Raw genomic sequence first — 25,772 nt, 5'->3', positions numbered from 1 at the left:
ACAGAGGAGTTCAAAATGGCTGAAGGTACTGTCAAATGGTTTAACGACGCTAAAGGATTTGGCTTCATCGAGCAGGATAACGGTCCCGACGTTTTCGTTCATTTTTCCGCGATCGAGGGCGACGGCTTCAAATCTCTGGCCGAAGGCGACCGCGTCAGCTTCGACGTCGTTCAGGGCCAGAAGGGCCCCCAGTCGTCCAACGTGCGTAAAATCTAAAAACTTTTTGACGCATCGTTTTTTAAAGAGCCCCCCGGATGTCCGGGGGGCTCTTTTTTTTCAACACCGGCCGAGGTCGGACTAAGACGAACTCCAGAAGCATTGCCAAAACGCCTCCTGGCATATTTTCGCTGTGTAAAAAAAATCCCCGCGGTCATTTTTTTTTAAAAAAACTTGTTACAATTTCTCCCGACGATTCGAACGGACCAGTAACGGTCTACTACACATCCCAAAGGGAAAAGAGGAGTGAGAAAATGGCTCAGGGAACGGTCAAATGGTTTAATGATGCGAAGGGCTTCGGGTTTATTGAGCAGGAAAACGGCCCCGATGTTTTTGTCCATTTCTCCCAGATCGACGGAGATGGATTCAAATCGCTGAGCGAAGGTGAAAAGGTCAGCTTTGATGTCGTCCAGGGACAGAAAGGGCCTCAATCGGCCAACGTCCGCAGGATGTAGGAGCGGTAGTATTGAATCGAAGTAAAAGGGCGCCGCGGGTTACCGTGACGCCCTTTTTAAATTATACAGATCGAATTCACCCCTAAACGTAATGGTGTAAATCATCTCACCTCCAATGTTAAAAGCTAAGTAGTCCTCCAATTAAAAAGCTGAAATTTTTTCTTTTTATCTCAAAGTTTGCCGCTGCATGTTCAAAACACCCAACTTGAACCGATTGACAGTCACAGGGAATGGGATAGGATTTACTATGCAACCCAAGTATTTTCCGTGGACGAATTGAATGAGCTGGAAATAGCGGATTCAAATTAACTCGCGAAAGGAGTAGATCCTCATGACGCGAATCACAAGAGCAGCCTTTCAATTTTCACTCTCGGCAATCTTCGTTCTCGTTCTGGCCTTCAGCAGTACGGCGAAACAGAACGAGAAAAAGGGGGATGCGATCGGATCGCCCGACCGTACCTCAGCAGCAGAAGCCGTTCGCAGTCGAGTGGCGCAAAGTGAGTCAAGAGAGGAGATGAAGGAGCGGGACGAAAAGGCTCTCGAACGGATGGACAAAGCAAGGCATCGCGATGAGACGAAGAAAGAGGAGACTCCGCCACAGGGTCTGGAAAAGCAGCAGGAAAAAAAGATGAAACAGGAGCGTACGGAAAAAGACAAAGGTTCCGAGCAGGGACAAAAGATGCGGGAAGAGCATAGCAGAAAATGGTGGAAATTCTGGGAATAATCGCGACTCCTCCTCAGGCGCCACTCGGAAGATATCAACGGCTAAACTATCTGCAGCGGGGGTTCGTTTATTGCGGCAATTTGTTCCCGCAATTCCAGAATATGTTCGCCCCAGTAGCGCGGTGTATTGAACCAGGGAAAATGCCGCGGAAAGGTGGGGTCGTTCCAGCGCCGGGCCAGCCAGGCCGAAAAATGAAGCATGCGCAGGGATCGCAGAGCTTCGATCAGGCGCAACTCCCGGGGATGGAAATCATGAAATTCGCTGTAGCCATCAACGATTTCGCCCAGTTGAGCCGCCTGTCTGATGCGGTCGCCTGAAAGCATCATCCAGATATCCTGTACGGCAGGAGCCATGCGGGCATCGTCAAGATCGACAATGTGAGGAGCATCTTCCCTCCAGAGAATATTGCCGCTGTGGCAGTCGCCGTGGACCCGGATGTAGCGGATCCCCTGATCCGAACCCATGATCCCGTCGATGCCGTCCAGAAGATCGGCGGTCAGGGCGTCGTAGTTGGCCTTGTAGTCCGCCGGCACGAAACCTTCGCTGATCAGCGCCGCGCTGTCACGGCCGAAACTCCGGCAATCGAGGCGGGGGCGATCAATAAAAGGACGGACGGCCCCGACGGCGTGCAAACGGCCGAGCAGACGCCCCATGATCAGCAGATTGCCCAGATCGTCCAGCTCCGGGGCATGCCCTCCCTTTCGGGGATAGAGGGCAAAGCGAAAATCTCCGTATCGGAAGAGACTTTCTCCATGGTCGTTCATCAGGGGAGCGACCACGGGCAGCTCATTCTCAGTGAGCTCAAAACAGAACCGATGTTCCTCCATGATCTGTTCGTCGCTCCAGCGGCCCGGACGGTAGAATTTGGCGATGAGCGGCTCGCCATCCTCGATGCCGACCTGATAGACCCGGTTTTCGTAGCTGTTCAGGGTCAGTGTCCGGCAATCGCAGACATACCCCTGGCTCTCGATGGCATCCATGATGAAACTGGGCGTCAGGGATTCGAAGGGGTGCAGCTTCTCTGTCATCTTTCCAGTATTCAAAACTAAACCTCAGATATTGATGAAGGACGAGCTACCCCACGCTGGCAAGCTCCAGCCGGTTCCCCCAACGATCGAAGAGGGTCTCTCGCATCTCGGAATATTTCGGATCTTCCGTGAAAGCTGGGTCATTGGCAAGTTCGAAAGCGTCTTCTCTCGCCTCTTCCAGCACCCGGGCGTCGCGCAGCAGGTTGGCGACGCGAAAATCGGGCATTCCCGCCTGGCGGGTTCCCAGGAACTCGCCGGGACCGCGGATCTCCAGGTCGGCCTCAGCGATGCGGAACCCGTCGGTGGTTTCACTCATGACCCGCAGCCGTTTCATCCCGTCTTCACTGCAGCGAAATGAACGCAAAAGAATGCAGGTGCTCTTTTCGGTCCCCCGGCCCACCCTCCCCCGCAGCTGATGCAGCTGGGCGAGACCGAAGCGCTCCGCATGCTCGATCATCATTACCGTGGCATTGGGAACATCGATACCCACCTCGATCACCGTGGTCGCCACCAACACATCAAGTTCCCGGCTCTTGAAGGACTCCATTGTTTCCTCCTTCTCCTCGGGCTTCATTCGCCCGTGCAGAAGACCAACCCGGTAATCGGCAAAGACCTCTCTCCGCAGCAGCTCGGCTCCTTCACTGGCAGCCAGCAGGTCGCTCTTTTCCGACTCCTCCACCAGCGGATAGACGACATAGGCCTGGCGACCGGCGGCAAGTTCCGATCGAATGAAGGAATAGACCCGGGCCCGCTGGTTGTCCGTCACCACCCGGGTTCGCACCGGTGTGCGTCCCGGCGGCATCTCATCGATCACCGACAGGGCCAGATCCCCGTAGAGAGTGAGCGAGAGAGTCCGGGGAATCGGGGTGGCGGTCATCACCAGGATGTGGGGATTCTCTCCCTTGCGGCGCAGAATACCCCGCTGGCGTACACCGAAGCGGTGCTGCTCATCGACGATACCCAGACCGAGGCGATGGAAATCCACCCCTTCCTGAAGGACGGCATGCGTGCCGACGAGCATGTGGACCTCACCGTTCCGGACCTGCTCCAGAACTCCTTTCTTCTCCTTTCCCTTCATCGAGCCGGAAAGAAGGACCACTCTGAGCCCGAGAAGTTCCATCCAGTGACGGAACTGTAAGTAATGCTGTTCGGCAAGTATTTCGGTGGGAGCCACCACCGCCACCTGGGTTTCGTTTTCAATGGCAACCAATGCCGCCATCAGAGCCACGATGGTCTTGCCGCTGCCGACATCGCCCTGCACCAGGCGGTTCATCGGATGAGGAGCCATCAGATCGGCCTTGATTTCCCCGAGCACCCGCCGCTGTGCATCGGTGATTCTGTAGGGGAGCATCGCCGCCAGAGGCTTGGTGTAGCGATGGGTAACCTGGAAGGGGATCCCCTCTTCGAGAACGACGCCTCGCCGCTTGAGAGCCAGGCCTAGTTCGAGAAAAAAGAACTCGTCATAGACCAGGGTACGGCGTGCGGGGTCGCGGCCCTTTTCGAGGTCGGTCGGGGAGATGTCGCCGGATGGCCAGTGAACCTCCCGTAGGGCAATGCTCAAGGGGATGAGAGCACGTTTTTCGATAAATGTCTTGGGGAGCGGAGAAGCGGCCAGCGGGGCGAAGCGGTCGACGATCTCTTTCCAGATCCTGCGCGCTGTTTTCTGCTGCAGGCCTTCGCTTAGAGGATAGACGGGAAGGATGCGACCGTAGTTCAAAGGATCTGAACCGGTCAGATCGGCAAGGCTTCGCTCTCCCTCATAGAATTCCGCATCGGGATGATGGACTTCGCGCAGGTTGCCGAATCGTTTGACCTCGCCGATAAAGACAGCCCGTTTGCCGACGGAGAAACGCTCCATCCAGTCGCGCCGGTAGCGGAACCACTTGAGGGAAACTTTGCCGGTTCCATCGGTGACGATGACCTCGTAGAGTCTGCGGCGTTTACGGGGAGTGCAGGACTCTCCTGCGGCAACGATCTCGCCGGCAAAGACCTCGATGTGACCGTCACGCAGTTCGCCGATGCGGCGGAAACTTCGGCGGTCCTCATAGCGGAAGGGCAGAGTATAAAGTGCGTCCTCGACGGTGGAAAGCCCCATTTTCGAGAAAATTCCGACCAGACGCGGACCGATCCCGCGGATCTTCTCCAGGGGAGTGGCAAGAGGATTGCGAGGCGTGAGGCATGGAGCGGGAGGTGCGCTTTTCAGCCTGCTCTCCTCACCCCTCATCATTCACCTCTTACTGCGGAAAAATGGCATTTAGATCGCGGAGGATGTCGTTGACGTCGAGACCGTGGGCGATGGCGCCCTGCTCCAGGGTCTCGTTCATTGCCCCCATGCAGCCGACGCAGCCGAGGTTGAACTTGCCGAGGACCTTGGCCACCTCCGGACTCATTTGCAACACCTGATGGAAGGTCATTTTTTTATGGATTTTATCTGACATGGATTTCCTCAAAAGTTATCGTTTCAGGTTTATCGTTTTAAGTTAAAGACTTGTGCTTGAAACCTAAACTTAAAACTAAGGACCGCCTTACTCATATTTGATATCGATGATCTCGTAAATCTTAATCCCGGACGGGACCTTGATCCGCACTTCGTCATCGAGGCGGTGGCCGATAAGGGCTTTGCCTACCGGCGAAGTCACGGAAATCTTACCTATCTTGATATCGGCCTCGTCCTCACCGACGATCTGATAAGTCACCTCATTGCCCGAATCGGAATCAAACAGGGTCACCGTTGCCCCGAAGACAACCTTGTCGATATCGAGTTCCGCCGGGTTGATCACCTGAGCCCGAGCGATCTTGTCATTGAGCTCCTTGATCCGCCCTTCGATAAACCCCTGGCGATTTTTTGCCGCATCATACTCCGCGTTTTCAGACAAGTCTCCGTGGCTTCTGGCCTCAGCGATATCCTGAACCACCTTGGGACGTTCGACGCGGGTCAGTTTCTTCAATTCTTCCTGAAGGCGCTGATAGCCTTCGCGGGTCATGGGGATCGATTGGGACATGAATCATCCTTAAATTCATCGGGCGGGTTTCCCCGCCCGTCTGGGTCAAAAAAACACCGGTCCTGCCAAGAAATACATCGTGGCAGGACCGTAACTCAGTTGGGATAATACTCTTGGAGGGGAGTCACGTCAAGGTTTTCTCTCCGCATGGCCAGAATTCCGTCCACCGCAGCCTTCATTCCGGCCACAGTGGTGAAGTAGGCGACGTTGTACATCAGCGCCGAACGTCGGATCGAATAGGAGTCGGCCACCGACTGGGCACCGAATGTGGTGTTGAACACGATGTCGATCTCATGGCTCTTGATGGCGTCGACACAGTGGGGACGTCCTTCCTTTACCTTGTTGACGGCGGTTGCCGCGACCCCCTTGTCGTTGAGAAAGTTGGCGGTGCCGCGGGTGGCGACAATCTCGAAACCCGCCTCCAGCAGTTTTCGGGCCGGCTCGATAATATGCTTCTTGTCCGAATCCTTGATGCTGATGAATGCCTTGCCGGACAGGGGAAGCTTGACCCCGGCGCCGAGCTGGGCCTTGGCGAAGGCTTTGCCGAAGTCATGATCAATCCCCATCACCTCCCCCGTCGACTTCATCTCAGGACCTAGCAGGGTGTCGACTCCGGGGAACTTGACGAAGGGGAAAACCGATTCCTTGACTGAAATATGTTTAGGAATGATTTCGTCGAGAATGCCGAGCTCGGCCAGGGTCTTGCCGGCCATAATCCGGGCGGCGATTTTGGCCAGGGGCCTGCCGGTGGCCTTGGAGACGAAGGGAACAGTGCGGCTGGCCCGGGGATTGACCTCCAGCAGATAGACGGTGTCGTCCTTTATGGCGTATTGGATGTTCATCAGCCCTACCACCTGGAGTTCCAGAGCCAGCGCAATGGTCTGGCGACGGATCTCGTCCAGCAGTGCCGGCGACAGGCTGAAGGGGGGCAGAGCGCAGGCGGAGTCTCCAGAATGGATCCCGGCTTCCTCGATGTGCTGCATGATTCCGCCGATCACCACGTCGCGGCCGTCGCACAACGCGTCTACATCGACCTCCACCGCCTCTTCGAGAAACTTGTCGATAAGGATGGGGTGTTCGGGTGAGGCCTGGACGGCGTATTTCATGTAATTGCGCAACTGGTTCACGTCATAGACGATTTCCATGGCCCTTCCCCCCAAGACATAGGAAGGGCGCACCACGACCGGATAGCCGATGCGGTCGGCGATCTTTTCCGATTCCTCGAAGGAGCGGGCGAGGCCGTTCTCCGGCTGGCGGAGGTTGAGCTTATGCAGCAGGGCCTGAAAGCGTTCCCGGTCTTCGGCCCGGTCGATGGCGTCGGGCGAAGTGCCGATAATGGGGACACCGGCATCCTCCAGGGAGACGGCCAGTTTCAACGGGGTCTGGCCGCCGAACTGGACGATGACTCCGAAGGGTTTTTCGATCTCGACGATCTCCAGAACGTCTTCCAGGGTCAACGGCTCGAAATAGAGTCGGTCGGAGGTGTCGTAGTCAGTGGAGACCGTTTCCGGGTTGCAGTTGACCATGATCGTCTCGAAGCCGTCCTCGGCCAGGGCGAAGACGCCATGGACGCAGCAGTAGTCGAATTCGATCCCCTGGCCGATGCGATTGGGGCCGCCGCCGAGAATCATCACCTTTTTCCGGTCGCTCGGCTCGGCTTCGCACTCGCTCTCGTAGGTAGAGTAGAGGTAGGGAGTGAAGGCTTCGAACTCGGCGCCGCAGGTATCCACCCGCTTGTAGACGGGACGGATATTCAGACGATGGCGCATCTGGCGCACGTCCCCTTCCGTGATCTCCCAGAGGACCGCCAGGCGCTTGTCGGAGAAACCGTACTGTTTGCTTTCGAGCAGGAGATCGCGCAACTCAGGGTCCTCTTCGGCAAGAAGATTACGGGCGGAGACCAATCGGCCTTCCATTTCGATGATCTGGCTCAAGTTGTGAAGGAACCAGCGGTCGATGAAGGTCAGAGCGAAGATCTCGTCGAGGGAGAAACCGGCCCGGATGGCGTCGGCGATGTACCAGAGGCGCTCGCAATTCGGTGTGCGCAGCTTGGCCCGCAGGGTATCGAGCTCTTCGGTGCTTAGAGCCCGCCGGTAGTCTTCGGGGGCGGTGAAGAGGCGGCTTTCGAAACCGTGGGAATCGATCTCCAGCGAGCGCAGGGCCTTCTGGAAGCTTTCCTTGAAGGTGCGGCCGATGCTCATCACCTCCCCTACCGATTTCATCTGGGTGGTCAGGGTGGCGTCGGCCTGGGGAAACTTCTCGAAGGTGAAGCGGGGAATCTTGGTGACAACGTAGTCGATGGTCGGTTCGAAGGAGGCGAAGGTCTCCCGGGTGATGTCGTTGGGTATTTCATCCAGGGTGTAGCCGACGGAGAGCTTGGCGGCGATCTTGGCGATGGGGAAGCCGGTCGCCTTCGATGCCAGGGCCGAAGAACGGGACACCCGGGGGTTCATTTCGATGACCACCAGGCGACCGTCGTCGGGGTTGATCCCGAACTGGATATTGGAGCCGCCTGTTTCCACCCCGATCTCGCGGATGATCTTGATCGAAGCGTCCCGAAGGATCTGATATTCCTTGTCGGTGAGCGTCTGGGCCGGGGCCACGGTGATCGAATCGCCGGTGTGCACGCCCATCGGATCGAAGTTCTCGATGGAGCAGATGATAACTACGTTGTCGGCCAGATCCCGCATGACCTCCAGCTCGTATTCCTTCCAGCCGATGACCGATTCCTCGATCAGGATCTCGTTGGTGGGTGACGCGTCGATGCCGGCCACGGTCATGGCCTCGTATTCCTCGCGGTTGTAGGCGATGCCGCCACCGGAGCCGCCGAGGGTGAAGGAAGGGCGGATGATGGCTGGGAAGCCCACGTGCTCGATGATCTCCATCGCCTCCGCATAATTATGGGCCAGGCCGCTGCGGGGGACGGCGATCCCGATCCGCTCCATCGCCTCCTTGAAAAGGGTGCGATCCTCGGCCATCTCGATGGCGGGGAGTTTGGCTCCGATCAGTTCGACCCCGAACTTGTCCAAGGTGCCGTTCTTGGCCACCGCGACGGCTGTGTTGAGGGCGGTCTGTCCGCCCAGGGTCGGCAGGAGGGCGTCAGGGCGCTCCTTTTCGATGATCCGCGCCAGGACCTCCGGGGTCACCGGTTCGATATACGTCCGGTCGGCGAAGTCGGGATCGGTCATGATGGTGGCTGGATTGGAATTGAGGAGGATGACCGTGTACCCCTCTTCCTTGAGGGCTTTGCAAGCCTGGGTGCCGGAATAATCGAATTCGCAGGCCTGGCCGATGACGATCGGACCGGCGCCGATGATGAGGATCTTCTGTATGTCTGTACGTTTGGGCATTTTTATGACCTCGTGACGCGGGACGCGGAATGCGAGACGCGGAAGAACAGTATTAAAAGTAATCAGGATTTTCGATTTCCTCGTTGCGCGTCACGCGTCACGCGTTACGGCTTTTCTCTTTTTCCATCATCTCGATAAAGCGATCGAACAGATATCGAGCATCATGAGGCCCCGGGGAGGCTTCGGGGTGGTACTGAACGGAAAAAGCCGGCAATTCCATGTGAGAGAGGCCCTCGACGGTGTTGTCGTTGAGATTGATGTGGGTCAGGACCGCGTGACCGTTGATTGAATCGGCATCGACAGCAAAGCCGTGATTCTGAGCGGTGATCTCTACCTCGTGTCCATCCCCCCGCCGAACCGGCTGATTGCCGCCCCGATGGCCGAACTTGAGCTTGTAGGTCTTGCCGCCGAGGGCGATGGAGAGGAGCTGATGGCCGAGACAGATGCCGAAAAGAGGTTTCTTGCCGAGGATCTTCCGGATGTTTTCCTGGGCATAGACGATCGGCTCGGGATCTCCGGGGCCGTTGCTGAGGAAAATGCCGTCCGGGTTCATGGCCAGTACCTCTTCGGCTGGAGTGTCGGCGGGAACGACGGTGACATCGCAGCCCGATTCGACCAGGTTGCGCAGGATATTGCGTTTGATCCCGAAGTCGTAGGCAATCACTTTGAAGCGGGCGGGCGGGCCCGTCTTTTTATATCCGTCGGCAAGTTCCCAGGGGCCTTCGCTCCAGTGGTAGGATTCCTTGCAGGTCACTTCGCGCACCAGGTCGCGGCCGACGATGGAGGGAGCCTTCAGCGCCTTTTCGACCAGGCGTTGGGCATCGAGGTCGACCGAGGAGATGATTCCTGTCTGGGCACCCTTGTCGCGGATATGCCGCACCAGGGCTCGGGTGTCGATCCCCTGGATCCCGACGATGTTATTTTCCTTGAGGTAGGCGTCGAGACTCATTCGGGAGCGCCAGTTGCTGGGAAAATTGCTGCACTCCTTGACCACAAAGCCTGCCAGATGAGGTCGGACGGACTCCACATCTTCGAGGTTTATCCCGTAATTACCGATCAGGGGATAGGTCATGGTGACGATCTCGCCGGCGTAGGAAGGATCGGTGAGAATCTCCTGATAACCGGACATGCTGGTGTTGAACACGACTTCGCCGGCGACCTCTCCCGAAGCGCCGAAGGCCTTGCCGTGAAAAACCCTGCCGTCGGCAAGGGCCAGAATTGCTTTCATGTTATAGGTACTCCTTTTAAAGCTTTTTATGGGTCCAATAGGACCTATATGACTTATAGGACCTATGACTGCCTTTTATAGACCACCCTGCCGCCAAGGATAGTGTGGGTAGCCGCCCCCTTCATTTTCCAGCCATCGAAAGGGGTATTCCGGCTTTTGGAAGCGAATTTCGCGGCATTTACGGTCCATTCCAGCTCCGGGTCGAAGATCGTCACGTCGGCGATCGAGCCGGCTTCCAAGGTTCCCCGGGGAATGCCGAGAGCCTTTGCGGGCCCGCAGGTCAACCGGGCGACGGCATTGCTGAGGGAAAGAACTCCTTCATCGACCAGGCGCAAGGTCAGGGGCAGAGCCGTCTCCAGACCGACAATGCCGTTGTGTGCGATGTTGTACTCGACATTTTTCTCATCATAATGATGGGGAGCGTGGTCGGTGGCGATTGCATCGATGGTGCCGTCCGCCAACCCCTCCTTCATCGCCGCGACATCTTCCGCGCCGCGCAAGGGGGGATTCATCTTGGTATTGGTGTCATAGCCGCGCACCGCTTCTTCGGTCAGGGTGAAGTGGTGAGGCGTCACTTCGCAGGTGATAAGCGCACCTCTCTTCCTGGCGTTCCGGATGATCTCCAGGGACTGCCGAGTGGAGATGTGGCAGACATGCAGGCGGGCTCCGGTGTATTCGGCCAGCATGACGTCTCGGGCTACGGCCGCGCTCTCGGCCACCCAGGGTATCCCCTTGAGACCGAGTTCGGTGGCGACGAAGCCGTCGTTCATCACCCCGTCTCCGACGATGGAGAGCTCTTCCGAGTGGCTGATGATCGGCATTTTGAATCCCCGGGCGTACTCCATCCCCCGGCGCATGACCTCGCCGCTGGCCACGGGGCGCCCGTCATCGGAGAAGCCGATGCAGCCGGCGGCTTTGAGGTCGCCCATCTCGGAGAGGGTCTCGCCCTTGAGACATTTGGTGATGCTCGCCACCGGGAAAACGTTGGCGGAACCTTCTTCCCTGGCCTTGTTAAGGATATAGAGAGTGACCGCCTTGTTGTCGTTGAAGGGGCTGGTGTTGGGCATGCAGGCCACGGAGGTGAACCCGCCGGCGGCCGCGGCCCGGGTTCCGGAGACGATATCCTCCTTGTATTCGTAGCCGGGGTCGCGCAGATGGACATGGATGTCGAGGAAACCCGGGGTCACCACCTTGCCGGCTGCGTCGATGACTTCGGCATCAGCCGCCTCGATATCGCGGTCGAGCCGGGAAACCCTCCCCTCCTCGATCAGCAGGTCCATCGTCTCATCGATGCCTTGGGCGGGATCGCACACTCGGCCGCCTTTGATCAGTATCTTCATTTCACACCTCTTGTATGCAAAAGAAAGGATAGGACATTCCGCTCTTAGGCTTCCCTTGCTTCCTCGCTCCCCGCCAGCAGGTAGAGAAGAGCCATGCGTACGGCCACGCCGTTTTCCACCTGGTCGAGAATGACGTTCTGGCTGCCGTCGGCGACGTAGGAGGAGATCTCCACACCCCGGTTCATCGGCCCCGGATGCATGACGATGGCGTCGGGCTTGGCCAGCTTCAGATTCTCGATATTCAGTCCGAAGAACTGCGAGTATTCGCGCAGTGTAGGCACCAGGGTTTTCCCCTGTCGCTCCAGTTGGATGCGCAACATCATCACCACGTCGGCATCCTTGATGGCTTCGTTGATGTTGTGAAAGACCTGCACTCCTAAACGCTCGATGCCCGGGGGAATCATGGTTCCGGGACCGGCCACCCGCACAGTGGCTCCCATTTTATTCAAAGCGTAGATATTGGAGCGCACCACGCGGCTGTGGGTGATATCGCCGACGATGGCTACCGTCAGTCCTTCGATCTTTCCTTTGTGCTCCCGGATTGTGAAGAGGTCGAGCAAGGCCTGGCTGGGATGCTCGTGGGCGCCGTCTCCGGCATTGATGATGGAGCAGTTGAGACGCTTGGCCAGATAATGCGGCGCTCCTGAGGCGGCGTGGCGAATGACGATGATGTCCGGATTCATCGCCTCGATGTTTTTGGCGGTGTCTTCAAGAGTCTCCCCTTTGACTACCGAGGAGGCCGAGGCGCTGATGTTGATGGTGTCGGCGGACATCCGCTTGCCGGCGATCTCAAAGGAGGTGCGGGTGCGCGTGCTGGCCTCGTAGAAGAGATTGATGACCGTTTTGCCGCGCAGGGTCGGAACCTTTTTGATGTCCCGTAGATTGACCTCCTTGAAGCTTTCGGCGGTATTCAGAATCAGGTCGATGTCCTCTTTCGACAAGTGCTCGATACCGAGGATGTGTTTATGGGGGAACGACATGAAAACCTCCCTTGTGAAGAACGATTTGGCGCAAGATGTGAGGAGTTCTCACCTTCACGGTTTGATGAGGCGAACCTCGATCGGAACATGATTCTTATCGAACTCTACCTTGACCTGCTCCTCCCGGGAGGTCGGCGTGTTGCGACCGATATAGTCCGGGCGAATCGGGAGTTCCCGATGGCCGCGATCGACCAGCACCGCCAGTTGGATGCTGCGGGGACGGCCGAAATCGATCAGAGCATCCATCGCGGCGCGGATAGTCCGGCCGGTATAGAGAACGTCGTCCACCAGAATGATTCTCTTATCATCAAGAGAAAAGGGGATTTCTGTCTTGCCCATGGGCAGGCTCCCCCGGGAGTCGAGATCGTCCCTGTACATGGTGATATCCACCGCGCCGAGGGGCAGTTCCTCTCCCTCGATCTCGAGGATGCGCCGGCGCAGCATTTCGGCAAGATGGTCTCCGCCGGTGCGGATACCAACCAGGGCAAGGTCGGCGACTCCCTTGTTCCTTTCCAGAATCTCGTGTGCGATGCGGGTCAGCGCCCGGCTGACGCCGGCCTGATCCAGAATAACGGTTTCCGTTTTTGCCATCCCCGATCCTCCTTCACGACGCGTTACAGGCACAAAAAAATACCTCTCCGCCTTAAGGCGAAAAGGTACCTGAATACACTGCGACCAATCTGTCGTTGCTCCACTTGAACCACCTTTGTTAATCTCTCTGGATTAACTTAAAAGGGACGTCCCGTAATTCGAGGCACTATATCGGGACCGTTCAGGGAAGTCAAATACAAAAATCCGGCCAGGATCCCTTACTTGATCGGATGGCCTATCCGGGCCCAGCGAGGCCAGTTTTCTTCGCGGTCCCAGGACCAGTACTTGATGAAAGCCAGCCCCTTGATCTTGGACTCCTCGACGAATCCCCAGAATCGACTGTCATAGGAATGGTCGCGATTATCTCCCATGACAAAGTACTGCCCAGGCGGTACCTTGACGGGACCTGTGAAGTCCCGCGGACCGTAATTGGGGGGCTGCAAACCCGGGTCCTTGTGAACTTCCTGAGGGATCCGATAAAGCTCGCCGTTGACGTAGACTTTCTTGTCGCGAACCTCCACGGTGTCGCCCGGAGTTCCGATCACCCGTTTAATGAAATCGCGGCGCTTGAAATACGATTTGTCCTCATCGTCGGGAAATTCAAAAACGATGATATCTCCCCGCTCGGGATGACGCAGCGAAAGAAACCGGGTATCGCTAAAAGGTACCTGCATTCCGTAAATGAACTTGTTGACCAGCAGGTGGTCGCCGATGAGGAGGGTATCCTCCATGGAGCCCGAGGGGATTTTGAAGGCCTGAACAACGAAGGTGCGGATGATCAGCGCCAGAATTGCGGCGACGATCAGCGCCTCGGAATATTCCCGATACCACGGCTTTTTCGTCTTTTGTTTTTCATCGGGCCACTCGGCTTTTATCATTTTCGTATTCTTGGTCATTATTTCGATTCTTTCACCTTGAGAATAGCCAGGAAGGCTTCCTGGGGAAGCTCGACGCTGCCGACCTGCTTCATTCTTTTCTTGCCTTCCTTCTGCTTCTCCAGAAGTTTGCGTTTGCGGGTGATGTCGCCTCCGTAACATTTGGCGGTGACATCCTTGCGCAGCGCCTTGACCGTCTCGCGGGCGATCACCTTAGTGCCGATCGCGGCCTGGATGGCGACCTCGTACTGCTGGCGGGGGATGAATTCCTTCATTTTCGACGCCAGTTCCCGCCCCCGGTACTGGGCTTTGTCGCGGTGAACGATCAGGGAGAGGGCGTCTACCGCTTCGCCGTTGATCAGAACGTTGAGCCGCACCAACTGGCTTTCGCGGAAATCAAGGTGCTCGTAGTCGAGGGAAGCATAACCGCGGGTGATCGATTTGAGCCTGTCGAAAAAGTCGAGGACGATTTCGTTGAGAGGCAGTTCATAGACGACCATGACCCGATTGGCGGTCAAATACTTGATTTCCCGCTGCGTCCCGCGCTTCTCTTCGCAGAGAGCGAGCACCGCCCCCACGAATTCGTTGGGGACGTGGATCGAAGCGAGAATGAAAGGCTCCAGAATGCGCTCAATATACTGAATATCGGGAAGCATGTTGGCGCTTTCCACCCGCAACTGTTCCCCTTTGACGGTGGTCACCTTGTAGACGACGGTGGGGGCTGTGGTTATCAGGTCGACTCCGAACTCCCGCTCGAGTCTCTCCTGAATGATCTCCATGTGCAGCAGGCCCAGGAAACCGCAGCGGAAACCGAAACCAAGAGCCAGCGAATTCTCCGGCTCAAAGGAAAAGGAGGCGTCGTTCAGCCTCAGCTTCTCGAGGGCGTCGCGCAGGCTGTCGTATTCGCCGGAGTCGATCGGATAGAGGCCGGAGAAAACCATGGGCTTGACTTCCTTGAAGCCCGGCAGCGCCGCCTCGGTGGGACGGTGCAGGTGGGTGATGGTGTCGCCGACCTTGGCATCCTGAACCACCTTGATCCCGGCGATGACGAACCCGACCTCGCCGGCTCCAAGTCCAGGAACTTCCAGGGGATGGGGAGCGAAAACGCCCACCTTGAGAACCTCCTGGGTCTTCTTATTCGCCATGAGCTGGATCTTGTCGCCCTTCTTCAGAACGCCGTCGAAAATCCGCACCAGAATGATCACGCCCTGATAGGGATCGTACCAGGAGTCGAAGATAAGAGCTTTCAGGGGGGCATCGGGATCACCCGTCGGGGCCGGCACCTTCCGCACGATCGATTCGAGGATCTCATGGATCCCGATTCCCTCTTTGGCGCTGGCCTCTACGGCATCCGAAGTGTCCAGACCGATGATCTCCTCGATTTCCTCCTTTACCCGTGCCGGATCGGCGCCAGGCAGGTCGATCTTGTTCAGTACGGGAAATACCTCCAGATTCTGATCTATCGCCAGATAGACGTTCGCCAGGGTCTGTGCTTCCACCCCCTGAGAGGCGTCGACCACCAGGGTCGCTCCTTCGCAGGCGGTCAGCGAGCGGCTCACCTCATAGGTGAAGTCGACGTGACCGGGAGTGTCAATGAGGTTGAGAATATAATCCTTCCCGTCGTCAGCCCGATAGGCAAGGCGCACCGCCTGGGCCTTGATGGTGATTCCCCGCTCGCGTTCCAGGTCCATTTTGTCAAGAAACTGGTCTGTTTTCTCCCTCGCGGTCAGGGTTCCGGTGGCCTCCAGCAGGCGGTCGGCCAGGGTCGATTTGCCATGATCGATATGGGCAATTATTGAAAAATTCCGGATCAGCTTCTGGTCCATATTCCTCTTTTTTTATCAGTTTATTGCTTACAGACGCAATCTCCTAAAATATAGAAAATCTCCCCGAATGTAAAGGCAAAAGGGGGTTGACCGATCTCGTTCCGTTGCACGTGAACCCTTCGTGGTTTTTCAGGATACGGCCTGTTCGTTCCAACTCATTGACAAACATAATGAATAGGATACGTTTTTAAAGTGGAGTTTTTTTAATTGATTGTGTTCAGCTGATTTCGTGCAATTGAAATTCAAGGAGATTGCAATTTCTCATGTTCGGCGTCCTGCTCGTAGCGGCCCTGGCGGCCACTTTCTTCTCTCCTGCCATATCCTCTATCGGCGAAGTTTCCCTCGCCGGGATTGCCATTCTGCTGACTGTGCGTCTTTACGGCACCCGATGGGGACTTGCAGCGGCCCTCCTTGCCGCGACCTGCACTTTCGTTCTATGGAGCAATCTGGCAGCCGCTCTTCTACTGATCATGGAGGCGCTGGTTGTCGGAATGCTTCTGCAGCGGGGGATGCGGAACCTCCTTTATGCCGGCGCCATCTTCTGGTTATTCTTCGGACTACCGCTGATGTGGCTGAACCACAGCGTTTTCCTCCGGATGCCCATGGACGCCCTCCTCCTTCCAATGCTAATACCTTTTGCCAACGGGCTCTTCAATGCCCTTGCAGCCACCCTCCTCCTTCGCTTTTCGCCACTGCTGCAGTGGCGGGAGCGTATGTTTCAAACGCTCTGGGAGACACAGTTCAACCTCGTGGCTGGTTGTTTTATCCTGCCCGTCCTGCTGATGATTCTGCTCAACCTCAATGGCCCCAGAGACTTCTTCAGCGCTGACCTGGAGGCCGAAATGGTGGGACAATGCCTGGCCTTGGACAACTTTCTAGGATCCAGGCACCGGCAAGGCGCTGTGGACAACCATGCACTCGTTCAACTTCTTGAAGAGTTTCCTCTACGTGGCCCCTTCCATATCACCCTTCTGGATCCGAACGGCAGAATCATCGCCAGTACCGACCCGAACCGTCCTCCCATGGAGGATTATTTTCAGAATTCGAAAAAAATCACCCCTTCACTCGCCGGCGCAGGCTATCTGTGGGAACCTTCGCATCAGCGTTTTACGGCCCTCCCCTCCTGGCGTGCGGTTCTGCCGCCGGAATCCCGCTCGGAAACCTCCTTTTTCTGGAAAACGGTTATTGAATTCCCCTCCGGACTGCACAGCACCTATCTGAAAAGATCGGTGGCCGGCGGTATGGCGATCATGCTTGCCCCTGCCCTTCTGGCTTTATTCCTGGTCAGGAATATCAACAGAAAAATAACCGCTCCCCTTGAAGATCTTGCGCGGGTCACCACCAATCTCCCGGATCGTCTCAAGTCGAACCTTCCCGTCGCCTGGCCGGATTCCGATGGAACCGATGTGGGCTCACTGGTGAGGAATTTTCAGGCGCTTGCCGACGAGTTGGAAAGGAACTACCGAGAATCACAAAAAGTGGGGACTGAATCGGAAAAAGTGTTCGATGACATTATGGCCCAACGCAACTGGGAGGTTTTTACCGTCGGACGCAAACTCAGGGTTGAAATGGACAGGCGGAAGAGGATCGAAGAACTTGTATCCAAACTGGAGATGGCCGAATCCAAATATCGCTTCCTTGTGGAAAAAACACTGGTGGGAGTCTATTTTCTTACCGGAGACCGCCTCTCTTATGTCAATCCGCGTTTTGCCGAGATTTTCGGCTACCGGATCGAAGAACTGACGCCCGGTCTTAAGCTGACAGACCTGGTCGCCCAGGAGGACCGGGTTCTGGTCGATGGCAACCTTCGTCGACAGATGCTCGGCGAAGTCAACAATCTGCAGTTCAAGTTCCGCGGGATCAGAAAAGACGGCAGTCCGATTCATGTCGAAGTCCTTAGCGGAAAAGGAGCCTATGAAGGGCAAACGGCGATACTGGGGACCCTCATGGATATCACTGCCCGAGTCAAGGCTGAACAAACCATCGAGCACATGGCCTACCATGACCCCCTTACGGGATTGCCCAACCGTCTTCTTTTTGCCGACAGAGCTCATCAGTCATTGAACTTCGCCATGCGTAATCAGCAGATGATAGGCATGCTCTTTCTCGATCTCGACCATTTCAAAAACGTCAACGATACGCTAGGCCACGCCGCCGGCGATCAGTTGCTTAAAACAGTGACCGAACGGCTGCGAGAATGCCTGCGGGACAGCGACACGATCGGCCGCTTCGGGGGAGACGAATTCAATATTCTGGTGACCCAGGTGAGGCAGGAATCCGACATCAGCCTTGTGGCCCATAAAATACTCCGCGCCATGAGCTTTCCATTCCAGATCGAGGGGCATGAAATCTATATGACTTGCAGTATCGGCATTGCCCTGTATCCGAGGGATTGCCACGACGTTCATGCCCTGATCAAAAACGCCGATACAGCCCTCTATCGGGCAAAAGATCTCGGCAGGAATAACTATCAGGTCTACAGTCCTGCCATGAACGCCAGAGCTCTGGAACGAATGGCCATGGAGAACAGCCTTCGCCGGGTTCTCGAGCGGAAAGAATTGAGGGTTCATTATCAGGCCCAGGTGAGCTTCAAAACCGGCAAGATTGTCGGCATGGAAGCTCTTGTTCGATGGGAACATGAAATCGGTGAAATGATTCAACCCTCCGTATTCATCCCGTTGGCTGAACAAATTGGTGTCATCGCGCCTATTGGAGAATGGGTCTTGCGGACAGCCTGCTACCAGGCCAAAACCTGGCAACAGGAAGGATTCGCTCCACTGCGTGTGGGAATCAACGTTTCCGCAGCCCAGCTTCAGGATCCGAAATTCGCCGATGTCGTCACCCACATCGTCAGCGAATCAAAGATTGATCCCAAATGGATCAATCTTGAAATCACGGAGAGCGTGGTCATGGAGGATGTCAAGGAGGCCGTCGGCAAATTCCGTCAACTGCATGACGTTGGCATCACCCTGGCTATCGATGACTTCGGGATCGGATATTCTTCCCTGAGCTATCTGAGAGATTTTCCGGTCGATCAGTTGAAGATGGATCGCTCTTTCGTCCAGAATCTGCCCCACCAAACCAATGACGCAAACATTGCCCGCCACATCATAGCCATGGCACACGAAGTTGGTCTCTCGGTCATCGCCGAAGGAGTGGAAACCGCTGAGCAGTTCGAATTTCTGAGATCTCTCGGATGCAATGAAGGACAGGGTTTCCTCTTGAGCAGGCCCGTGCCGCCTGAAGAATTCACCAAACTGCTCAGGAGGGGGAAAACATTTTCCTTCCCTGCCGCATCTTCCACTTTGCCCCTTCCCACGGAAACGGCCGCAAGTCTCGCCTGAACCCTTACCAACTTTCCAACCCATTTGTGCCTGGCGTAAAAGTCTGGAAGGGGTTCCTTCGAAATTTCTTGAAGGTTCACTGCTCTGATGATTTCTGTTGTCAGAGATTCTTTTCAGGCTATAATCCCCCGCATTCCGGCGGGACACTCACTCCCGTCGATCCGAACCTTACCGAAGGGACACAACATGCAGAAACTTACCGGCAAACAGGTCCGCCACCTGCGCGGATTGGGGCACCATCTTCACCCCGTGGTGATGATTGGCAAGGAGGAAGTCAGCGAATCGCTGATCAGATCGACGGAGGAGGCGCTCGACGTCCACGAACTGATCAAGATCAAAATTCAGGAGGGATGTCTCATGGACCGCAAGGAAGCCGCCGGAATCCTGGCCGAGCGAACCGGAGCGGCGGTAGTTCAGGTCCTCGGCAGAACCATTCTCCTTTTCCGCCGAAGTCCTGAGGAGAAGGTTGAGCTGCCCTGAGAGATGGCATCGGAGAGGTGGGAACACCCCATCTCAGACGACCGCGGGGCGTCACTGGAAAATGAAGGAATTCCGTCAGCGTCTCAGAAATACGGCAAATTGCTCGGCGGGCAACGGTCGACTCACCAGGTACCCCTGAACCTCGTCGCACCCTTTCTCGACCAGATAGGTCCATTGTTCTTCCCTTTCCACCCCCTCGGCAATAACGGACAGGCTCATGGCGTGGGCCATGGCGATCACGGCGGCGGTTATAGCGGTGGCATCGGCATCGACAGGAATGCCGGTCACGAATGACTTGTCCAATTTGAGGGTCTGGATCGGAAAACGCTTCAGGTAGCTCAGGGAAGAATAGCCGGTGCCGAAATCATCAACGGTCACGTGCACTCCGATCTCCTTCAGCCCGTTCAGGGTATTGATCGTCTCCTCCACATCCTGCATGAGAACCGTTTCGGTGATCTCCAGAGCCAGCCAGCGGGCCTCCAGTCCCGTTACGCCCAAAACCTCCTTTACCAGTTCCACCAGATTGCTCCGGCAGAACTGCCGGGCGGAAACGTTCACCGCCACGCGCAAAGGCGGCAATCCTGCTAATTGCCAGCGGCGGTTTTGAAGACAGGCGGTGCGAAGGATCCACTCTCCGATCGGTTCGATCAAACCGCTTTCCTCGGCGAGAGGGATGAACTCCGAAGGCGTCACCCCGGGATGAGCCGGATGCTTCCAGCTGACCAGGACCTCCATACCGGTAATCCGCCCGTCAGCCAGGCTGACCTGGGGCTGGTAGAGGGGGACGAATTCCTCCTCTTCGAGGGCACGGCGCAGGCGATTTTCAAGCAGCAGAGTGAGGGTTGAATACGCGCTCAGATCCGAGAAGTAAAACTGGTAGTGGTTGCCTCCCATCTCCTTCGCCCGGTTCATGGCCGCATAGGCGTTTTTCAACAGAGCTTCGCTGTCCTCACCGTCGTGAGGATAAATGGCGATGCCGATACTCACCGCCAGATGCAGTTCCTGTCCGTCGAAAACGAAAGGGGCCCGGATCGACTCCAGGAGCCTCGAAGCCAGACCTTTCGCCTTATCCGGCGCTCCGCCTTCGAAGACCAGGACCATGAACTCATCGCCGCCGGCGTGAGCCAGGAATTCCCCCTCGCCCATGGCCTTCGACAGACGCTCGGCGACGTCACACAGAAGATTTTGTGCGACGGACAGGCCGAGGGTCCGGACAATGGTCCGGAAGCGGTCGAGATCGAGGTAGGAAACTTCCACTTCCCCCCCGACCCGTCGTGCATCGATGATCGCCTGTTCGAGTCGTCCCTGAAAGCTCTCACGATTAGGCAACCGGGTCACCGTATCATAATGAGCCAGATGGGCGATGGTTTCCTCATCCCTCTTCAGAGCTCCTCCATAGTGACGGATAACGGCGAAGAGAATCACACCGCTGAACGCGAGCAGGAGCCAGACTCTATAGTTTTGCACAAAGGGCGAAAGAATTGTGTCTGCGCTCAGAATCACCAGCAGGTGCTCGAAGATGAAAAAAAGAATTCCGACGGCAAAAGAGCAGAGGACGACGAGCAGGGCGAAGGATCGGAGCCGTGGGGGCTCCTGTGGAATTGAGGATTTCTTCATGGATGGGAACGAGGCTCGTTTCACGACAGCTGACTGATTCCCTCTTTTTTAAAACGATATCTTTCCGCCGGATGAATGTCAAACCCGCTCGAACGGTTCGTAAAGCCGCTTATACTCATCCTGGGCAAACCGGTCGGTCATGCCGGCGATATAGTCGCAAATGACCCGTTCGCGACCGAAGAGATCGAATTTCTCCTGATAAGCGAAAGGAAGAAGGGAAGGCGTGGTGGTGTAGCTCTCGAATAGAAGGGTGAGAAATCGCTCGGCCTTGACCCGCATCCTCTCCACCTTGTAATGGCGGTACAGCCGCCGGTAGAGGAAACTCTTCAGCTCGCCGTTTTTTCGGGCCGTTTCCTTGCTGAAGGTGACAAGGCTGGAAGCCTGGCTCCGGACATCGTCGAGGGTAGAGATTCTTTTTTGCAGTATGTTCTCCGAGGTCGTCTTCACCAGATCATCGATCAGGGTGCCGATTAGATGGCTGATGGTCTGGCAGACATGGCGCTCCTCGTCGAGGCCTGGATATTTCCTTGCGACCTTCAGGAAGGTCTCCTGCCATACGTCCAGGCCGGCCAGGTCCTTCAGGTTGATGTAGCCGGCTTTGAGGCCGTCGTCGATATCATGATTGTTGTAGGCGATCTCGTCGGCCAGATCAATGATCTGGGCCTCCAGCGTGGGTCGTTGGGCCGCTTCGTATTCGACTGCCCAATCGGCGTCGGGTCGGTCGTAATCGGATGAGTGCTTGATGATCCCCTCCCGGGTTTCCCAACTGAGATTGAGGCCGCTGAATCCAGGATACCGGTTCTCCAGAACCTCGACGATGCGCAGGGACTGACGGTTGTGTTCGAAGCCGCCGAAAGCCGACATCAGTCGATTGAGGACATCCTCCCCGGTGTGACCGAAAGGGGTGTGACCCAGGTCATGCGCCAGGGCCAACGCCTCGACCAGATCCTCGTTCAGCCGCAGACGCCGGGCGATTCCGCGGGCAATCTGCGCCACTTCCAGGGAATGAGTCAGGCGTGTGCGGAAATAATCTCCCTCGTGGTTGACGAAGACCTGGGTCTTGTATTCCAGTCGGCGAAATGCGGCGCAGTGGATGATGCGGTCGCGGTCCCTCTCGAAGGCCGGTCTGGAGTCCTTGAACTCTTCCCTGTGCCGGCGGCCCCGGCTTGCGGCACTGCGGGCGGCGTAGGGGGCCAGGTCGGGTCGTTCCATTATTCCCTCCGAATAGTTCGATAGCTGGCTGGTACGTATCCGGAAACATCGGGTGGGCAAAAGCGTGTTTCCGGGCCGGAAACGAGCCTGCCTTAATGTATCCCTTCGCCAGGGCAGGCGCAACCGTGAAGTTCCACGAGAGCCGGTCGGCAAAGAGCCATTCTTGACGATTGTCGCGCACTATGCTACTTTCCGTCCGTAAACGGGCTTTCCGACCAGCATCTCCCTTCTTCTACAAAGGACTTCCGGTTGCGTGTCATCAGCGGTTCCGCCAAAGGCAAACGGCTTGCCGCCTTTCCGGGCGGGACGATCCGCCCCACTCCCGACCGGGTGCGGGAAGCCCTCTTCAGCATTCTGTACAGCCGCCTTGGTCCGCTGAGGGGGAAAACGGTGCTCGATCTGTTTGCCGGCACGGGTGCCATGGCGCTGGAGGCGCTCAGCCGGGGCTGCCGCCGGGCCATCCTGGTCGACCAGAGCCAGCAGGCTGAGCGGATCATCTCCGCCAACCTGAAAACCTGCGGATTCGAGGACCAGGCCGCTCATATCCGCGGCGATGTTCTCCAGGTCCTGCCCCGCCTGAAAGGTGACGGCCCTTTCGACCTGATCTTCCTTGACCCCCCCTATGGACGGGACATGGTTCCGAAAATCATGAAATCCCTTTTCGATCTGAAACTGCTGGCTCCCGAAGGGATCGTCTGTGCCGAATCGGCCCGCGATGACGCCGTTCCGGAGACCATCGGCGAGCTGGTGCGCTTTGACCAGCGTCACTACGGATCGACCAGCATCCATTTTTTCACCCGTTCCGAACCAGAGGCTGAAACGAGATGAAAAAGAATATCGCCGTTTACCCCGGCTCCTTCGACCCGATCACCTACGGTCACCTCGACATCATCGATCGCGGCCTGGAGGTTTTCGATGAACTGGTCGTTGCCGTGGCCCGCAATTCCGAGAAAAAGGGGCTGTTCAGCATTGAGGAGCGCCTCGAGATGCTCCGCCGGACGGTGGGTGACAAACCGCGGCTGAGAGTGGACACTTTCGAGGGATTGCTGGTCGAATATGTGGCCAGACAGGGATCTCGGGTCATCCTGCGCGGACTGCGGGCGGTGTCGGACTTCGAATACGAATTTCAGATCGCCCAGATGAACCACACGGTGCAGGAGCAGGTGGAGACCCTGTTCATGATGACGTCCGTCCCCTTCGGCTACCTGAGTTCCTCGATCGTCAAGGAAGTGGCGTCCCTTAAGGGACCGATCGACACCTTCGTCCCTCCGGCGGTCAAAGAGGCCCTGGAGAAAAAGTTTGCCGACCGCTGAACAGACGCAGAGGAGATGCACATGATTACCAGAGACATGACCATCGAAGAAGTGGTTCGCCGGCATCCCGAAACCATCCCCGTATTCCGGAAGTTCGGACTCGACTGCATGGATTGCCAGATCGCCGCTTTTGAGGCGGTGGAACACGGCGCCGGGGTTCACCGGGTCAACGTGGAAAAGCTTATGGAAGAACTCAATAAAGCGGTAAAATAAACCCGAGGACAGAGGACGGAAGACGGAGGACAGAAAAAAATCTCAGGTTCCGTCCTCCGTCTTCAATCTTCAATCTTCTCTTCTTTCTCCAGCTCTGTCACCAGCCGGTCGAGGGCATCGACAACCGCCTCCTCCAGCTTCTCCCCTTTTTCCGCCGTCGCCAGAGTTGGATCCCCCCAGACGCCGTTCGGCCAGAACCGACGCTTGTCCCGCACCAGAATCCCGGCCGGGAAGGTCGGATATTCACGCTCTCCTTTTCCCTTCACCCGTTGCGGATGGGAATGAAGCAGCCGTGAGGTTTCGATCTCCCCGGCATGGGAATCATCCGCCGTCTCGATGATCCCCCTTCCCTCCTTAGATGCCAGCATGTATTCCGTGAGCACCGCCACCCGGATGTCCTTCAACTGCAGCAGCAGATCCTCTCCTGCATCGATGAGAGTCGAGGTATGGGTGCCGCCTGCATGACCCGTCAGGAGAACGAAACGGCGCAGCCCTTGCCGGTGCAGAGCTCGGACGATGTCCATGGCAAGAGACTTGAGAGTTGCAGTGGAGATCGAGAGAGTGCCGGGATGTCCGGAGGTGGAGCGGCAGACGCCGTAGGGAACCGCGGGGGCGATGAAGATCGGCCGTCGCTGCGCCAGCCTGCGGCCGACCTCCTGCGCCATCAGAGTGTCGGTGGCAAGCGGCAGATGGGAGCCGTGTTCCTCGGTGGCGCCGAAGGGAATCAGCACGGTGCGGGTCTTCCGCAGCCCCGCTTCGAATTCGGTCATGGTAAGGTCTTCGATGATCATACTGAAACCCGGGATAAAGGTTAAAGGTCATTGGACCTTCAAAGCAGTCCGATGAATCGGTGGGTCTGGGGAATGATCCGGACCGCCGGATGAATGCGGGCGGCGCGGGTCTGCAGGTCGATGAGCATGCGGGCGGTGATGGCGATTTCGCCCTTCCGGGTCACCGGCTGCAGGATCAGCGGAACCAGCGGTGCCACTTGGTGCACCATCCGGGCCGCGTTTTCCACCTCTCTGCCCGACGTTTCCTCGCCGATGACGACCTTCACCTGGCAGTCCGAGTCACGGGCCATGGCCAGGAAATTGAGATGGTCCTGCCAGGGGGTGTCGGCGCCGGTCTGGGAAGGCAGCTTGATGTCCATGGCGACCGAGTCGATGTGGGGAAGCAGCGGCTCCAGTGCCTTGTGCAGGGTGCCGTTGGTCTCGAGGTGGATTGGCAGCAGCTTGCGAAGAGCGGGGAGCCACTCCCCCAGGACCCCGGCCTGGACCAGCGGCTCGCCGCCGGTGAGGCTGATGGAATGATGGATTCCGGGGGCCTCCCGTTCCCAGTCGAAAAGAATATTGAAGAGAGTCTCCAGCGCCACGGGGTTGGGGACGCTGAGAAAGTTCCCGGAGCCGGGGGCGTCCTCGATCCGGCAGTCATCAACGGGCTCGAATGGCGTGTCGCAGTAGGCGCAGTCGAGATTGCACCCGGCCATACGCACAAAGATCTGGCGGCAGCCGACCAGCAGCCCTTCTCCCTGGATGGAGGAAAAGACCTCGATCAGTTGGGCTTCAGTTCGCGGAGTAGCTGGCACAGGCATAATCCGATTCCCAGACGTTGACCTTTTCCACCGTCAGATTGTCGGTGTTGAACACCGCACCGAGTTGCTCGAAGAGGTGCCGGGCGATGTTCTCCGAAGAGGGGCTGAGGTCCCTGAAGGGCGAAAGTTCATTGAGATACTTGTGGTCGAGCTGGTCAAGAACCCGGTTCGTCTCCTTTTTGAGAATTTTGAAATCGACCCCCAGTCCGGCCTTGTCCAGCTCCCGGGCGGCGACGGTGACCTCGACCTTCCAGTTGTGGCCGTGCAGGTTCTCGCAGTCGCCCTGATAGTTGATCAGGTTGTGCGCGGCGGCGAATTGAGTATGGATGGTGAGACGGTACATGCTGATGATCTCCTCTAGCCGGGAAGTTCAGAAAAAATAAGAGT

The 25,772-nt window shown here is 57.0% G+C and carries 24 protein-coding genes; 8 read left to right on the top strand and 16 right to left on the bottom strand.

Features of this window, described 5'->3' with window-relative positions; genetic code table 11:
* Nucleotides 1-15 precede the first annotated feature (15 nt).
* From DTF_RS0103200 to DTF_RS25110, 3 genes are all read left to right on the top strand, one after another.
* Nucleotides 16-216, top strand: a complete 201-nt coding sequence (locus tag DTF_RS0103200; RefSeq protein WP_027714148.1) for a cold-shock protein — start codon at nucleotides 16-18, stop codon at nucleotides 214-216.
* Between the two features lie 254 nt (nucleotides 217-470).
* On the top strand, nucleotides 471-671 hold the full coding sequence (locus DTF_RS0103195; RefSeq protein WP_027714147.1) for a cold-shock protein: 201 nt from the start codon (nucleotides 471-473) through the stop codon (nucleotides 669-671).
* A 331-nt stretch (nucleotides 672-1,002) separates the two neighbouring features.
* Nucleotides 1,003-1,395 carry a hypothetical protein gene (locus DTF_RS25110; RefSeq protein ID WP_051360812.1) on the top strand — a complete coding sequence of 131 codons (393 nt, stop codon included), beginning with the start codon at nucleotides 1,003-1,005 and terminating at the stop codon, nucleotides 1,393-1,395.
* Nucleotides 1,396-1,436: 41 nt separating this feature from the next.
* Here the strand turns inward: DTF_RS25110 and DTF_RS0103185 are convergent, their stop codons facing one another.
* From DTF_RS0103185 to lepA, 11 genes are all read right to left on the bottom strand, one after another.
* Entirely contained in the window at nucleotides 1,437-2,423 is a 987-nt protein-coding gene (locus tag DTF_RS0103185; protein ID WP_027714146.1) for a serine/threonine protein kinase, read from the bottom strand.
* A 46-nt stretch (nucleotides 2,424-2,469) separates the two neighbouring features.
* The gene (recG, locus tag DTF_RS0103180; protein WP_081702768.1) at nucleotides 2,470-4,650 is read right to left on the bottom strand and encodes an ATP-dependent DNA helicase RecG; all 2,181 of its coding nucleotides are present in this window, start codon (nucleotides 4,648-4,650) and stop codon (nucleotides 2,470-2,472) included.
* Between the two features lie 7 nt (nucleotides 4,651-4,657).
* Nucleotides 4,658-4,861 carry a DUF1858 domain-containing protein gene (locus DTF_RS0103175; protein ID WP_027714144.1) on the bottom strand — a complete coding sequence of 68 codons (204 nt, stop codon included), beginning with the start codon at nucleotides 4,859-4,861 and terminating at the stop codon, nucleotides 4,658-4,660.
* An 87-nt stretch (nucleotides 4,862-4,948) separates the two neighbouring features.
* Nucleotides 4,949-5,425 carry a transcription elongation factor GreA gene (gene greA, locus DTF_RS0103170; RefSeq protein WP_027714143.1) on the bottom strand — a complete coding sequence of 159 codons (477 nt, stop codon included), beginning with the start codon at nucleotides 5,423-5,425 and terminating at the stop codon, nucleotides 4,949-4,951.
* Between the two features lie 95 nt (nucleotides 5,426-5,520).
* Nucleotides 5,521-8,775 (bottom strand): carbamoyl-phosphate synthase large subunit, encoded by a 3,255-nt coding sequence (carB, locus tag DTF_RS0103165; RefSeq protein ID WP_027714142.1) that lies wholly within the window; start codon nucleotides 8,773-8,775, stop codon nucleotides 5,521-5,523.
* Nucleotides 8,776-8,872: 97 nt separating this feature from the next.
* Nucleotides 8,873-10,003 carry a glutamine-hydrolyzing carbamoyl-phosphate synthase small subunit gene (carA, locus tag DTF_RS0103160; RefSeq protein ID WP_027714141.1) on the bottom strand — a complete coding sequence of 377 codons (1,131 nt, stop codon included), beginning with the start codon at nucleotides 10,001-10,003 and terminating at the stop codon, nucleotides 8,873-8,875.
* A gap of 62 nt (nucleotides 10,004-10,065) precedes the next feature.
* Nucleotides 10,066-11,343 (bottom strand): dihydroorotase, encoded by a 1,278-nt coding sequence (locus tag DTF_RS0103155; protein WP_027714140.1) that lies wholly within the window; start codon nucleotides 11,341-11,343, stop codon nucleotides 10,066-10,068.
* Nucleotides 11,344-11,387: 44 nt separating this feature from the next.
* Entirely contained in the window at nucleotides 11,388-12,323 is a 936-nt protein-coding gene (locus DTF_RS0103150) for an aspartate carbamoyltransferase catalytic subunit (RefSeq protein WP_027714139.1), read from the bottom strand.
* Between the two features lie 54 nt (nucleotides 12,324-12,377).
* The gene (pyrR, locus tag DTF_RS0103145) at nucleotides 12,378-12,914 is read right to left on the bottom strand and encodes a bifunctional pyr operon transcriptional regulator/uracil phosphoribosyltransferase PyrR (RefSeq protein ID WP_027714138.1); all 537 of its coding nucleotides are present in this window, start codon (nucleotides 12,912-12,914) and stop codon (nucleotides 12,378-12,380) included.
* Nucleotides 12,915-13,132: 218 nt separating this feature from the next.
* Nucleotides 13,133-13,810, bottom strand: a complete 678-nt coding sequence (lepB, locus tag DTF_RS0103140) for a signal peptidase I (protein WP_051360811.1) — start codon at nucleotides 13,808-13,810, stop codon at nucleotides 13,133-13,135.
* Nucleotides 13,810-15,615 (bottom strand): translation elongation factor 4, encoded by a 1,806-nt coding sequence (lepA, locus tag DTF_RS0103135; protein ID WP_027714136.1) that lies wholly within the window; start codon nucleotides 15,613-15,615, stop codon nucleotides 13,810-13,812. Before lepA ends, lepB begins: the two co-directional genes overlap by 1 nt.
* A 263-nt stretch (nucleotides 15,616-15,878) precedes the next feature.
* Here lepA and DTF_RS25105 point away from each other — a divergent pair, with 263 nt between their 5' ends.
* On the top strand, nucleotides 15,879-18,959 hold the full coding sequence (locus tag DTF_RS25105) for a bifunctional diguanylate cyclase/phosphodiesterase (protein WP_051360807.1): 3,081 nt from the start codon (nucleotides 15,879-15,881) through the stop codon (nucleotides 18,957-18,959).
* A 186-nt stretch (nucleotides 18,960-19,145) separates the two neighbouring features.
* On the top strand, nucleotides 19,146-19,439 hold the full coding sequence (yhbY, locus tag DTF_RS0103125) for a ribosome assembly RNA-binding protein YhbY (RefSeq protein ID WP_027714135.1): 294 nt from the start codon (nucleotides 19,146-19,148) through the stop codon (nucleotides 19,437-19,439).
* A 75-nt stretch (nucleotides 19,440-19,514) separates the two neighbouring features.
* Here the strand turns inward: yhbY and DTF_RS21640 are convergent, their stop codons facing one another.
* Both DTF_RS21640 and DTF_RS0103115 read right to left on the bottom strand, forming a co-directional pair.
* Complete coding sequence (locus DTF_RS21640) at nucleotides 19,515-21,056, bottom strand: bifunctional diguanylate cyclase/phosphodiesterase (protein ID WP_051360805.1); 1,542 nt, start codon at nucleotides 21,054-21,056, stop codon at nucleotides 19,515-19,517.
* Between the two features lie 78 nt (nucleotides 21,057-21,134).
* Nucleotides 21,135-22,268, bottom strand: a complete 1,134-nt coding sequence (locus DTF_RS0103115) for a deoxyguanosinetriphosphate triphosphohydrolase (RefSeq protein WP_027714134.1) — start codon at nucleotides 22,266-22,268, stop codon at nucleotides 21,135-21,137.
* Nucleotides 22,269-22,517: 249 nt separating this feature from the next.
* On the opposite strand from DTF_RS0103115, the gene rsmD reads away from it, so the two are divergent.
* The 3 genes from rsmD to DTF_RS0103100 are packed head-to-tail and all read left to right on the top strand — an operon-like array spanning nucleotide 22,518 to nucleotide 23,794.
* Nucleotides 22,518-23,096 carry a 16S rRNA (guanine(966)-N(2))-methyltransferase RsmD gene (gene rsmD / locus DTF_RS0103110; protein WP_027714133.1) on the top strand — a complete coding sequence of 193 codons (579 nt, stop codon included), beginning with the start codon at nucleotides 22,518-22,520 and terminating at the stop codon, nucleotides 23,094-23,096.
* On the top strand, nucleotides 23,093-23,581 hold the full coding sequence (coaD, locus tag DTF_RS0103105; RefSeq protein WP_027714132.1) for a pantetheine-phosphate adenylyltransferase: 489 nt from the start codon (nucleotides 23,093-23,095) through the stop codon (nucleotides 23,579-23,581). The genes rsmD and coaD overlap by 4 nt, the downstream gene beginning before the upstream one ends.
* 21 nt (nucleotides 23,582-23,602) lie before the next feature.
* Nucleotides 23,603-23,794 carry a DUF1858 domain-containing protein gene (locus tag DTF_RS0103100; protein WP_027714131.1) on the top strand — a complete coding sequence of 64 codons (192 nt, stop codon included), beginning with the start codon at nucleotides 23,603-23,605 and terminating at the stop codon, nucleotides 23,792-23,794.
* Nucleotides 23,795-23,856: 62 nt separating this feature from the next.
* Here the strand turns inward: DTF_RS0103100 and DTF_RS0103095 are convergent, their stop codons facing one another.
* Genes DTF_RS0103095 through queD form a run of 3 tightly spaced genes read right to left on the bottom strand, consistent with a single transcriptional unit; the run spans nucleotide 23,857 to nucleotide 25,728 of the window.
* Nucleotides 23,857-24,585 carry a creatininase family protein gene (locus tag DTF_RS0103095; RefSeq protein WP_027714130.1) on the bottom strand — a complete coding sequence of 243 codons (729 nt, stop codon included), beginning with the start codon at nucleotides 24,583-24,585 and terminating at the stop codon, nucleotides 23,857-23,859.
* A gap of 38 nt (nucleotides 24,586-24,623) precedes the next feature.
* On the bottom strand, nucleotides 24,624-25,385 hold the full coding sequence (locus tag DTF_RS0103090) for a 7-carboxy-7-deazaguanine synthase QueE (RefSeq protein ID WP_027714129.1): 762 nt from the start codon (nucleotides 25,383-25,385) through the stop codon (nucleotides 24,624-24,626).
* The gene (gene queD / locus DTF_RS0103085) at nucleotides 25,357-25,728 is read right to left on the bottom strand and encodes a 6-carboxytetrahydropterin synthase QueD (RefSeq protein ID WP_027714128.1); all 372 of its coding nucleotides are present in this window, start codon (nucleotides 25,726-25,728) and stop codon (nucleotides 25,357-25,359) included. Before queD ends, DTF_RS0103090 begins: the two co-directional genes overlap by 29 nt.
* Between the last annotated feature and the right edge of the window lie 44 nt (nucleotides 25,729-25,772).

This window comes from Desulfuromonas sp. TF (assembly GCF_000472285.1).
GTDB lineage: Bacteria > Desulfobacterota > Desulfuromonadia > Desulfuromonadales > ATBO01 > ATBO01.
The sequence above is the reverse complement of the archived record's forward strand: the minus strand, read 5'-3'. Positions and strand labels throughout refer to the sequence as shown.